Origin of the sequence: Bacillus sp. AFS001701 (assembly GCF_002559405.1) — a bacterium.
GTDB lineage: Bacteria > Bacillota > Bacilli > Bacillales > Bacillaceae_G > Gottfriedia.
In genome coordinates this window covers 1-12,481 of sequence record NZ_NTZO01000059.1, presented here as the reverse complement: position 1 = coordinate 12,481, position 12,481 = coordinate 1, and the positions used below count along the sequence as shown (strand labels likewise).

Genomic DNA, 12,481 nt, shown 5'->3' with positions numbered 1-12,481 from the left:
TAGTGCTATTTTTAGCGTCTTATACTACTTTCTAAATTCAGATAACATTCTATTTAGTTCCTTCGTATTGGAATAAACTTGCTTATAAATAGAATAAAGCTTCTCATATTGTTTACCATTTTCACTAACTGGTTTAAATGACATGATCGGCTTTATGAACTCTTCTGCACAAGCCTCTAATGATTCAAACCAATTACATCCATAGGCAGCAAGCATCGCCGCACCCATCCCAGGACCTTGCTCACTTGAAAGCTTAATAATTGTCGCATTAAAAATATCTGCTTGCATTTGAAGCCAAATAGGGTTTTTAGCACCGCCACCAATTGAAATAATTGAATCAATCTTTTTACCGTTATTTCGGAAAATTTCAATTGACTCATTCAATGAAAAAGTAATGCCTTCCATGACAGCCCTCGCAAAATCACTTCTCTTATGTGCTGCATCCATGCCGATAAAACATCCTCTAATAACTGAATCCGCATGTGGTGTTCTTTCACCAACCAAATACGGAGTAAACATTAAACCATTTGATCCAATTGAAACGCGATCAACATCATCTAATAGTTGTTCGAAATTCACACCCTCAGCAAATGTATCTTTAAACCAGCTTAATGAAAATCCTGCGGCAAGCGTTACACCCATTGAATAGAAAGCATCTTCTTTACTATGATTAAAATAATGAACTTTACCTTTGAAGTCGTGCTCTCCATGCTCTTCATAAGAAAGAACAACTCCTGAAGTACCAATACTACATAGCGTATTGCCTTCTTTTAAAATACCTGAGCCAATTGCGCCACATGCATTATCCGCTCCACCTGCAAATACTTTCACTTCACGACTAAGTCCTGTCAAATTAGAAACCTCTTTTGTAATAGTTCCAACATAATCATGAGACTCGACAATTGGTGGGCAAAGATGTAAAGGAATATCGAATTTCGTACATAATTCTTCACTCCACTGCTTATCTTTTACGTTTAAAAGTAATGTTCCAGCAGCATCCGAGTATTCAGTATGAATTTCTCCAGTCAAACGATAACGAAGATAGTCTTTAGGCAATAAAAATACTGCTGCCTGATTAAAGATCTCCGGTTCAAATTCCTTTACCCATAAAATCTTTGGTAAAGTAAATCCTTCAAGTGCTGGATTTTTCGTTATTTCAAGTAAACGTTCTTTGCCTACTATTTCAATGATCTTTTCACATTGCTTAGTCGTTCTTGTGTCATTCCATAAAATTGCATTACGAAGGCTTTCATTTTCTTTATTCAATAGCACTAGACCATGCATTTGACCTGAGAAGCTAATTCCTTGTATATCATTCGGATGACCATTAAAGTCTCTAACTAGTTCGGCGAGACCTTCGATTGTTTTTTCAACCCATTCTTCTGGATTTTGTTCACTATATCCGGATTTCTCTTGTATTAATTGGTAGGCACGAGATACTTCTTGGCATACCTCTCCGGACTGATTAACTAACAAAATTTTTACGGCACTTGTACCAAGGTCAATTCCTACTACATATTTCATAACAATCATCCTTTTATTGTTTTTTGAGCGTATTGTATGAGAAAAATGTGCTGGAAATAATGAATTTTCCAGCACATTTTATGGTCAAAAGATTTTTAAACTGTTGCGAATTCAGCAATCGCTTCTAATAAATATTGGTTTAGCACTGATTTAAGACGTTCTTCACGACCAGATTTATTTTGGATATCACCTAAATTTAATGCATATGCTTCAAGTGTATGGAAACTTGCTTTATTCTCTACGATTTCTTTACCAATACCATAAGTGAAGCTGCTATAACGATCTTCAATAAAGCTTTCAAATACTTTATCTTCAATTAGTTTATTAGCTACTAATGTGCCAATTGCAAAGCTATCCATTCCAGCTATATGTGCATGGAATAAATCTTCTACATCAAATGATCCTCTTCTTACTTTTGCATCAAAGTTTAGGCCGCCTTTTCCTAAGCCACCATTTTTTAATATTTCATACATTGCTAATGTAGTAGAGTAAAGATCTGTAGGGAACTCATCTGTATCCCATCCAATTAACTTATCACCTTGATTTGCATCAACTGAACCAAGCATTCCATTAATTCTTGCAACGCGTAATTCATGCTCAAATGTATGGCCAGCAAGTGTTGCATGATTTGCTTCAATATTGAATTTAAACTGTTTCTCTAAACCATTAGCTTGTAAGAAAGCTAGTCCAGTTGCCACGTCAAAGTCATATTGATGCTTCGTTGGTTCTTTTGGTTTTGGTTCGATTAAGAACTGACCATCGAATCCGATTTCTTTTGCGTAATCCACAGCCATATGGAAGAAACGCGCAAGATTGTCTTGTTCAAGCTTCATATCTGTATTCATAAGCGTGTCATACCCTTCACGCCCACCCCAGAATACATAGTTAATTGCACCAAGCTCTTTTGCAATTTCTAATCCTTTTTTCACTTTTGCAGCTGAATATGCAAATACGTCCGCGTTATTAGAAGTAGCAGCTCCATTTACATAGCGAGGATGAGTAAACATATTTGCCGTATTCCAAAGCAATTTTGTTTTACTTGTTTTCATATATTCTTTTATCATTTCTACAATGACATCCAAGTTTTTATACGTTTCACCTAATGTATTTCCTTCAGGGGCAACATCTGAATCATGGAAACAGAAGAAAGGAACATCCAACTTTTCATAAAACTCAAATGATGCTTCTACACGTGCTTTAGCAAGATCCATTCCCGTTAAGTGGTTCCAAGGACGTTGCATTGTACCTGCTCCAAATGGATCCGAACCATCTGCAGTAAATGTATGCCAGTAAGCAACTGAAAAACGAAGTAAATCCTCCATTTTTTGGCCATTAATTATTCTTTGAGGATCATAATATTTAAATGAAAATTGATTTTTTGATTTAGGACCTTCGAATTTAATTTTGTTAATATTAGTAAAGTAACTCATGTTTAATTCCTCCTAAAATAGTAGTTTTGTATTTTATGACTTGTGTGAAATAACAATCCAAGTGCGCAATACTTTCATATCATCTGGCTCAATTCCTTGTAAGCCAGTTAATTCTCCATTTACTTGAAGATTAGGAGCGTTAGTTACCCATGTATAGGGCTCAGGGCATAAAAAGCCACTTCTCCCATCTTTGTTATAAACAACCCAATGCTTAAAACTTTGGTCAACGGTATAATTAATCTCAATTCCTGTTGATTTGTTCATTATTTGTGCCGTCTGTAGGCCACTGTTATTAGGATTAGATAGAAAAACGTCATCTAATTCTAGCCCGTATAAGCTCATTCCTTCACTCAACTCATATTTGTATTGAATCTCTTCTAATTCCCCTGTTGGTAAAAATCTATCATTTAGTTTCCAACGCCTATCGACTGGAAGCTTGAAGATTGAAGTTTCTTCTGGGAATACAAAACTAGTATGATATCCAAAGCCAAACGGTAAAACTTCATGACTTTTATTAATAATTTCTGCTTTTTTAGCGAATAAATTATCATTCAGAATAAAGCTCATCCTTATTACAAAGTGATGCGGGAATTGAGCAATTACATCTTCATGCTTACTTGAATCAAACTCAGTAATAATTTTCACCGTTTGCTCATTAACTTCTACACTCGATATATTCCACTCCCTTGTGTGAACAAAACCATGAATGTGGTTCTGCTTGTCCAATTCATTAATTTCAAATTGATACGTTCTTTTGCCAAATCGAAACTTACCTTGATCGATTCGATTTGGAGGGAATAGGATTGGAGTACCGTAAAGAACTGGGTTATTCAAATACTCCTCGGTTGAGTTAGGGACTCTTAAAAGCTCAGTATTTGATTTTTTATGAACCATGGAAATCAAGTTTGATCCCCATCCGGGTATAATGATAATCTCCAATTCGCTATTACCTGCTTTAATCGCTGGTTCGTTTAAAAAAGAGATTTCCTCAGCATAAGTATTCATCTAGATTCCCCGTTCTGTCATAATTTCTACACTTAGACTTTACTAATCTTACCCTGTCTTTGGTCTATTCGATTAAAGCTATACATACCACAGAACATGAAAATCCAAGCAATTGACACGACACTAAAGAATGGAATTAGCCCTGGCTGATACAGCAACAGAAATAGTATAGCGATTAGACTAATCAGCATTAGTAAAGTAATGTGAAAATGAAAAACACTTAAAAAGAATGCATTTTTAAAATAGTCTTTTAGTTTAAACTCGTAATGTACATATAGTGGGAAAATATAAAGGAAAACCATTAAATAAACTGCCGCAATGATTAATAAAGGAATGATTAAAATAAATTGGAGCATCCCTTCAATCGTTCGAATGTAAAATGCATCAAACGCTAGGAAGATTCCACTACAAATGAATACCAAACCAAGTTTATTGGAGCGTTTAAATTCCTTCAGGAAAACAGTTAGAAATGTTCTCCAAATCGGAAGATCCGTTTCTTTTCCTATCCATTTACGAACGATTGTAAAAAGGGCTACTGTAGCTGGGAAACAACCAAATATGAATAGTCCTACAATTGTAAAGAGGAACCATAGTAGATTGACATATGCGAATTTCATAACCCACTCACATAGCGTAAACAATTTACCCATCGTTTTTCTGAGTATCATTTAATCACCCTCCTTTACAAATTCATCTAAAGCTTATCTAATGTAGTTAACCTTTTACTGACCCAGAAGCAATTCCTTCTACAATTCGATTACTTAATATAAGGAAGGCAATTAGGATTGGTAGAATACTAATAACTAACGTAGCTCCAATTGCTCCCCAATCAGTCGTATACTGCCCAATAAAGTTTTGAATACCAACTGTGAGTGTTTTAAATTGATCTGAACTAATAAATGTATTAACGAAGACAAACTCATTCCAGTTGTAAATCATATTAATAATTGCAGCTGTAGCAATTACTGGTGATGTCATCGGTAAAGTAATTTTAAAAAAGATATGGTTAATTGATGCCCCGTCCATAATCGCTGCTTCTTCTACCTCTCTAGGGAGAGCTTCGTAAAAACCAATTAAAATCATAATCGTAATTGGCAAGTTAAAAGCTGTATAAGTAAGGATTACCGAGAGTGGATTATCAATTAAATTAATTTTTGTAAAAGTATTAAATAAAGGAATCAATGTAGAATGGACTGGAATCATTAAACCTACCATAAATAATCCCAATACCCATTTACTTGCTTTCCAATTCATTCTTGTAATTGCGAAGGTTACCATACTTGCTAATACAACCGTTAAAATAACGGCAGCGATTGTATAAGTTACACTGTTAAAGAAATACTGACTAATGTTTCCCTCAGTCCAAACTTTCGTATAATTCTCCCACTTTGGGCTTTCAGGTAAAGAAAAAGGTGACATATTGAAAACTTCTTGGTTATTTTTTAATGAAAAAAGAAATAACCATATGATCGGAAATAGTTGAAAAATCGCTACGATTATAAGGAAAAGATACATAAATCCGTAAGCAATTTTACTAAAAATACTATTTTTGCTACGGTCAGTTTTCTTTTCAGTTACAATGGCTTGAGATCCTGTAGCTCTTACCGTATCCACTTAAAATCCCCCTTTCTTTTAGTAAATGTCATTATTTGCTTCAGTAAACTTACGAATAATCCATGTAACTACTAAACAAATAACTAATAAGAAAAATCCAATTGCACTTGCATATCCAAAGTCAAAACCTTTGAATGCTTTTTGATACATATAGGAAGCCATTACTTCACTTGATCCATTAGGCCCCCCACCTGTCATAACATAAATTAAGTCAAAATATTTAAGTGATCCAACGACGGCAAGAACAATCGTTACTTTCACAACATTCATGATTAATGGTAGTTTTATTTTTAATGCAATTTGAATTGGTGTTGCCCCGTCAATTCTTGCAGCCTCGATTAGAGAGTCTGGAATATTTTTAAGAGCTGCATAGTAAATCAGAATATAAAAACCGGCGTACTGCCAAATAATTGGAATAATAATCGCATATAATGCTAAGTTTGTTTCTGCTAACCAGGCTGGTGGATTATGAACTCCTAGAGAAACAAGTAAGCTATTTAGAATACCGTTAGTAGGATGATAAATTTTAAGCCAAAGCTGAGCTATTGCAACAGAAGCAAGCAGCATCGGAATAAGATATATCTTTCTAAGAAGGTCTGCACCTTTAATTTTTCCGGCAAGTATAAATGAGATGAACAAGTAACCAATTAAACTAACTGCCGAAAATACTGCTAATAAAAAGGAGTGGAAAGCACTTTTCCAAAATAGAGGATCATGTAATAAGTGGGAGTAATTCTTTAAACCTATAAACTCCTTTTCCCCAATTCCATTCCATTTCATTAAGCCAAAGTATCCAGTTTGTACGATTGGAACGTAAATCAAAGCAAGGATCAGAAAAAGAGCTGGTGTAATATACAGGGCGATTATTTTTTTATTTGACATAGCTTTATTCACTTCGATTCTACTCCTTCCCTTATATTTAAAAATCAAGGGCATATTACAATGAATCTATATGCCCTTTTCTTTAGTACATTAGAATTTATTTGTCTTCTGCCTTTAAAGCTTCTTCATGTTGTTTAGCAAAGTCTTTTGGTTTTACTTCATTTCCAAATAAAGATTGGATTAAGTTTAAGTGAGTTTCTGCTACAGAAGCACTCATTTGAACGTCAGCAAATAGTGTTAAATTGCTAGCTTTATTTAATTCATTTAACACATCAATATATAACGGTGGTAAATTTACTTTTGAAGTATCAACCTTAGTCGCTGGAATTACACCAGCTTTTTCAACAGATTGCTCTCCCCACTTCTCTACAAAGAATTTAACAAAGTCTTTCGCTTCAGCTTTAACTTTTGAATGCTCTGCTACGAATAAACCTACTCCAGGGCCACCAACCCAGCTGTTAATATTTCCTTTTCCGCCTTCATAAGTAGGGAATTTAAAGAAACCTACATTGTCACGGAAATCTTTTGGAATTTCTTCATTTGTCGTAAAGTTTGGAAGCTCCCATGTTCCCATTAAGTACATAGCTGCATTTCCATTTAAGAATTCAGATTTACCCTCATCATTCGATAATCCATTAAAACCTTTATTAAATGCATTTTCTTTAACTAGGTTTTGAACCTCTGATGCCGCTGAAACTAGTGCAGGATCTTCGAATGTTCCTGTACGGTTAATTGCTTTATTTAGTACATCAGCACCACCAATTCTGTCTGCCAAATACATATACCAAAGTGAACCTGTCCAACGATCTTTATTTCCTAAAGCGATTGGAGCAACCCCATTTTTAGCAAGTGTTTTAACAACGTTTTGGAATTCGCTATAAGTTTGTGGTACTTGAAGGTTATATTTTTCAAAAATTGCTTTATTGTAATAAATTGGAGCGATGTTTAGTTCTAGAGGTAACCCATATGTTTTTCCATCAATTGCATATGCTTCTGTTGTTCCGCTTACAAAAGAATCTTTTAATCCGTTATTTAACACATCATCTAAATCAGCAAAAAGGCCACCTTTTACAAATGGTTTCATATATCCTGCTGCCCATGTAAACCCAACATCAGGAAGTTCATTAGAAGAAGAAAGAACTTTAATCTTATTCTTGTACTGCTCATTTTCAAGAACTTCTACTTCGATTTTTACATCCTTATGTTCAGCCTCATATTGTTTAATAATGTCTGATACAATTAAGTTTTGTTGCTTAGAACTTCCAGCTGGCCAAAGATGCATAAACTTGACCACTTTTTTGGAACCGCTTTCAGTTGACGCGTTATTAGATTTACCACAGCCAGTTAAAGCAACCATTAGAATAAGAACTAGTGCTAACATTAATGAAGACGCTTTCTTAAACATGTCTAACCCCCATTTTTTTGAATTTTTCGTCACAAGTAAATTCTAGCACTAAAAAAAAAACGCGGTAAGGTAACCACGATTGGATAAAATTCCACTATTTTTGGATTAGTGAATCATCAAGTTCCGACACTTTTCTAAATTTACTAGGTGTAATACCCTCGTAATCCTTAAAGATCTTAATGAAATATTTAGCTGTCTGATAGCCTACTTCTAGGGCAATTTCTTCAATTTGCAAGTCTGTTGTCAGTAGACGATTTTTTGCAATTTGTAATCTCTTTCTAGTCAAATACTCACTAAATGTTAGTCCCACTTGCTCTTTAAATAACACACTAAAATAGCTCGCATTTAGATGTACTGCTTCTGCTACCTCCTTTAATGAAATTTGATTGCTTATATTTTCATTAATAAAGGTCTTTGCTCTGTTAATTGAATTAGAGCGGTTATTAACTTGATCTAATTTTAATAATTTCTGATCAGTCACTTTTTCCATATATTCAATCCGTTCAATATTTGCTTCCTTTTCAAGTGCTTGCTCAATAGCCTCAATTAATTTCTGTTTACTTACCGGTTTTAATAAGTAGTTTACAACTCCTAGACGAATAGCCTCCTGGGCATATTCAAAGTCAGGGTGTCCAGAAATAATAATTGAAACAAACTTATGTCCTTTATCCTTTAGGTTCTTTAAAAGCTCTAAACCACTCATTTCAGGCATACAAATATCAGTTACTAATAGATGAATTTTTGTTCTGCTCATTTGTTCAAATGTTTCTTGACCATTTACCGCACTGAGAATTTCAAATTTGCCATTTGACCATTTCTCTAATGTTTTTTTTAATCCTTGTCTAGTCGCTTGTTCATCATCAACAATTAGAATCGTTTTTGTATCCAAATTATTCTCCACCTTTGTCCGGAATTTCGAATAATACAGTTGTACCTTTACCGATCTCACTTTCTAAACGAAGGCCACCTAAGTCATATCCTTCGTAATATAATTTGATTCTTTTATTTACATTCGTAAGAGCCATCCCCATCCCTTTAAAGGATGATACATTATCATTTTTAATTGCTAGATTAAGGGTATTAAGAGCTTCTCTATTAATCCCCGGTCCATTGTCCTTAACAGTCACTAATAAATTAGATGAGTCATTAATCCGTTTAATCTTCACTAAAACAATCCCTTGTTCTCGACTACTTTCAATACCATGCATTATGGCGTTCTCAACTAAAGGTTGGATTAGCAGTTTAGGTATTTTAATAGCTAATAGATTTGGCTCAACAGATACCTCCCATAACAACCGTTCTCCTAATCTCATTTTCATAATCTGTAAATAACGTTCAATTTGGTCGAGAGCAGCCTGTATAGTTACCCATTCACTACTGTTTGCATTGCCAATTGTATAGCGAAATAATCCCGACATTGCAATCACTATTTCTGCTAAATCCTCCTCACCTCTATCATCTAAAGACCAGTAAAGTGCATTTAGCGTATTATAAAGGAAGTGCGGATCAATTTGGGCTTGTAGTGCCTTCAACTCAGTTTGACTACGAAGCAATTCTTTTTCATAAACGACCTGTATTAAGTGATTAGTATTTTCTACCATTTGGTTATATGTTCTATTTAATTCAATAATTTCTAATGAGGCTGCGCTTTCCTTGTTAATTTTCAACTCGTCCATTTTCGCATTCTTCATTGTATTTGTAAGTTTCTTTATCGGTCTTGTGATCATTGTTGCTAGAATAATTGATGATATGACAAAAATGATAAATCCAATTGCACCAGATAAAAGGGTCGCTTTTCTTACCGGTGTTACCCCCTCATTTAAAAAGCTTGTAGGTTTTAAAATAACAAGTGTCCAGCCCGTTTTTGTAGATGGTTGCGTAATAATCATATATTGTTTATTATTTACTTTTATCGATTCGTATCCTTCTAATAAAAACTTTTGAATATCAATGCCGTAATTATCCGTTATTGGCGTTAAATCCCTATCAAGCAGCATCATATAATCCTTTTCTCTAGGAGATAAATTACTTTCTTCAACCTGAAAATAACTATTAAGAATTCTTACGACTAAATATCCTCCATTTGAAAACCATCGATCCATTAAACTAACCCTTCTTATTGCATAAGAATAGTTACTATTTTTAGGATCTTTCCCTACCCACACTAACCTTCCTTTCTCGGCTTCTGCTTCCTTTACCCATTTTTCATCGATTACACTAGATAAATTTTTTTCACCGAATGGAAAAATACGATTACCCTCCGAAGAATATAGCTCAAAAGAAGAGATTCCATTAGAGTAAGCTAAAAAGTTATTTATGACTCTAATTAGTGATTGTCTTTTTGCAAAATCAACACTTTCTCCGTTTTTCAATCCGAGTAATATTTGTTGAACCGTCTCATTGGTCATTAATTGGTTTGATAAAGTGTCAATTTGCTTATACAAGGTTTCCATTCTTCCATTTGCTTCAACAGCCGTTTGTTTGATTTGTTTCTCTGTTGTATCTTTCATTAAAGTTCCAACTTGGTTATATACCATAATGGATACAATGGATAAAACAATCACCATAACAATCAAGAAGACACCCAATATTTGATTTCGTAAAGTGTTTAATTTTCTTAACCGTAATCTAAATTTGACGATTGTAATCACCTTTTCAGTAGTAAGTTAGTGTAAGGGCTTTCTTTAAGAATTATCATACTATATTTATTATTAGTCTGAATATTAAAAACACCTATCTAGTAATAACTACCAGGTAGCTTGAGGGCAATATCAGGATAATTGTAATTAGTTTAAATAAAAATCAACACGAAAAAGAGGAACCTAAACATATGATGTTGAGACTCCTCTTTTCATTTATTTACTATTTATCCCTTCCCCTTATTTTTCACTTTTCTCACTCATAACTTGTTCAACTTTACTCCATTCCGCTTCCTGAAGAGTCCTCCATAAAATTTTCCCACTTGCAGTAGTTGGTAATTTATCAATAAATTCGACGTATCTCGGATATTTATAGTTAGCCATATGCTCTTTTGACCAATCGATAATGTCATCCTCACTTACTTTGCCTGAATAAATAGGATTTAGGATCACATATGCCTTTACTGTTTCGCCCCTTTTTTCATCAGGTTTACTAACAACACAAGCTTGTTGAATGGCCGGATGTTTATAAAGTAGGTTTTCCACTTCAGTTGGCCACACTTTAAAGCCTGACGCGTTGATCATCCTTTTAACACGATCAACGATAAAATAGTACCCTTCATCATCAAACCGACCGATATCTCCTGTACGAAAAAATAGGTTTCCGTCTATTTCAATAAAGGCATCATTTGTTTCTTCTCGTCGGTTAAAGTAGCCTTTAAATACTTGTGGTCCACTAACAACTATCTCACCAACCTCACCAACACCTAACTGTTTCATTGTTACCGGCTCGATAATTCTGGCGTCTACGTCAAATGATGGAATTCCAAGACATTGAAGTTTTGGTCGATCTGGCGGATTAAAATGTGTCTGAGCAATTGTTTCTGATAATCCATACCCTTCTACGAACTTTAAGCCTGTTAATTGGAATAGCTGCTCTCCTACTGCTTCTGGAAGAGGAGCTCCACCACCTGCAATATTTACAAGAGACTTGATGTCATCTGTATTTAAATTTGGATTTGCTAAAAAGTCGATCAGCATTGTACTAATATTTACCCAATGGGTACATTGATAGTTTTCAATCAGTTTGCATGCATGGTTTCGATTCCATCTTGTTAGCAATACCATACTTGAACCGGTAAGAATCGGTGTATGCATGCCATGAACCATTCCTGTTACATGGAATAGAGGTAAAGTTGAAAAGCTAACGGCATTTGCAGAAATATTCATCCAAACGGCAGATCCTACTACATTTGCTTGTACCGTTTTATGTGTGTGTATACAGCCTTTTGGTAAACCGGTTGTTCCTGAAGTATATGGAAGGACTGCAACATCTTCTGAATTACCTTCATATAGTGACGGGGTAAGCTGTGTTTGTATTGCATCCTCCCAATAAAATAAATTTTCGTTTTGATAGATTTTCTTTGATTCAGTTATTTCAGCCGTTAAATCGGATACTAAAGGAATGGTCGGTAAGTATTCAGAGTAAACTGCAACTACTAAATTCTCTAATCCAGTTGTAGCTTGTAAAGGTTCAATATGAGGGGATAGTTCTTGGCCAATGATTGCAGTTTTAATTTCACAATCATTTATGTAAAATTCAAGTTCATCTGTGGTGTTCATCGGGTTAATTGGTACGACAATTCCTCTTACTCTTAATATTGCATAAAAGGCGATGACATATTGGGGTGAGTTTTGCATATAAAGCATTACACGTTCACCAGGGGATATTTCTAATCTATGCTCAAGATAACCTGCTAAATGATCAACCTCTTCAAGAAGCTGCTTGTACGTTTTTGAAGCACCATAATACTCTATTGCAGTTTTATTTGGATACCTTTTTGCCGAAACGACTAAATTATCATAAAGTGTTGTCTCAGGTATAGTTAAAGATTTAGAAACCCTTTTTGGCCAATACGCAAAATGTGAAGTACTCATAATTTTACCCTCCGCTTATGAACCTTTTTTATATTAAGTTTTAA

10 protein-coding genes are annotated in these 12,481 nt (G+C 34.5%); all 10 read right to left on the bottom strand.

Annotated features, from left to right (window positions below):
• Positions 1-24: 24 nt before the first annotated feature.
• The 10 genes from xylB to CN514_RS05055 all read right to left on the bottom strand — a co-directional run bounded on the left by xylB (position 25) and on the right by CN514_RS05055 (position 12,437).
• The gene (gene xylB, locus CN514_RS05100; RefSeq protein WP_098231671.1) at positions 25-1,524 is read right to left on the bottom strand and encodes a xylulokinase; all 1,500 of its coding nucleotides are present in this window, start codon (positions 1,522-1,524) and stop codon (positions 25-27) included.
• 95 nt (positions 1,525-1,619) lie between these two features.
• Positions 1,620-2,954 (bottom strand): xylose isomerase, encoded by a 1,335-nt coding sequence (xylA, locus tag CN514_RS05095; protein ID WP_098231670.1) that lies wholly within the window; start codon positions 2,952-2,954, stop codon positions 1,620-1,622.
• A gap of 33 nt (positions 2,955-2,987) precedes the next feature.
• The gene (locus CN514_RS05090) at positions 2,988-3,959 is read right to left on the bottom strand and encodes an aldose 1-epimerase (protein WP_098231669.1); all 972 of its coding nucleotides are present in this window, start codon (positions 3,957-3,959) and stop codon (positions 2,988-2,990) included.
• A 32-nt stretch (positions 3,960-3,991) separates the two neighbouring features.
• Positions 3,992-4,627, bottom strand: coding sequence for a YesL family protein (locus tag CN514_RS05085; protein WP_098231668.1), 636 nt, complete (start codon positions 4,625-4,627; stop codon positions 3,992-3,994).
• A gap of 46 nt (positions 4,628-4,673) precedes the next feature.
• The gene (locus tag CN514_RS05080) at positions 4,674-5,501 is read right to left on the bottom strand and encodes a carbohydrate ABC transporter permease (RefSeq protein ID WP_286141575.1); all 828 of its coding nucleotides are present in this window, start codon (positions 5,499-5,501) and stop codon (positions 4,674-4,676) included.
• 90 nt (positions 5,502-5,591) lie between these two features.
• Positions 5,592-6,467 carry a carbohydrate ABC transporter permease gene (locus CN514_RS05075; RefSeq protein ID WP_098231667.1) on the bottom strand — a complete coding sequence of 292 codons (876 nt, stop codon included), beginning with the start codon at positions 6,465-6,467 and terminating at the stop codon, positions 5,592-5,594.
• Between the two features lie 85 nt (positions 6,468-6,552).
• Positions 6,553-7,860, bottom strand: coding sequence for an extracellular solute-binding protein (locus tag CN514_RS05070; RefSeq protein ID WP_098231666.1), 1,308 nt, complete (start codon positions 7,858-7,860; stop codon positions 6,553-6,555).
• A 94-nt stretch (positions 7,861-7,954) separates the two neighbouring features.
• Positions 7,955-8,749 (bottom strand): response regulator transcription factor, encoded by a 795-nt coding sequence (locus CN514_RS05065; protein ID WP_098231665.1) that lies wholly within the window; start codon positions 8,747-8,749, stop codon positions 7,955-7,957.
• Position 8,750: 1 nt separating this feature from the next.
• Positions 8,751-10,427: a sensor histidine kinase gene (locus tag CN514_RS05060; protein ID WP_098231701.1), complete on the bottom strand. Its 1,677-nt coding sequence runs from the start codon at positions 10,425-10,427 to the stop codon at positions 8,751-8,753.
• Positions 10,428-10,739: 312 nt separating this feature from the next.
• The gene (locus CN514_RS05055) at positions 10,740-12,437 is read right to left on the bottom strand and encodes a long-chain fatty acid--CoA ligase (RefSeq protein WP_098231664.1); all 1,698 of its coding nucleotides are present in this window, start codon (positions 12,435-12,437) and stop codon (positions 10,740-10,742) included.
• Between the last annotated feature and the right edge of the window lie 44 nt (positions 12,438-12,481).

Bases quoted from the DNA above. Each gene is read 5' to 3' on its own strand.
- xylB (WP_098231671.1), bottom strand. From the start codon at position 1,524: ATGAAATATGTAGTAGGAATTGACCTTGGTACAAGTGCCGTAAAAATT.
- CN514_RS05055 (WP_098231664.1), bottom strand. From the start codon at position 12,437: ATGAGTACTTCACATTTTGCGTATTGGCCAAAAAGGGTTTCTAAATCT.
- CN514_RS05060 (WP_098231701.1), bottom strand. From the start codon at position 10,427: ATGGTGATTGTTTTATCCATTGTATCCATTATGGTATATAACCAAGTT.
- CN514_RS05070 (WP_098231666.1), bottom strand. From the start codon at position 7,860: ATGTTTAAGAAAGCGTCTTCATTAATGTTAGCACTAGTTCTTATTCTA.
- xylA (WP_098231670.1), bottom strand. From the start codon at position 2,954: ATGAGTTACTTTACTAATATTAACAAAATTAAATTCGAAGGTCCTAAA.
- CN514_RS05085 (WP_098231668.1), bottom strand. From the start codon at position 4,627: ATGATACTCAGAAAAACGATGGGTAAATTGTTTACGCTATGTGAGTGG.
- CN514_RS05090 (WP_098231669.1), bottom strand. From the start codon at position 3,959: ATGAATACTTATGCTGAGGAAATCTCTTTTTTAAACGAACCAGCGATT.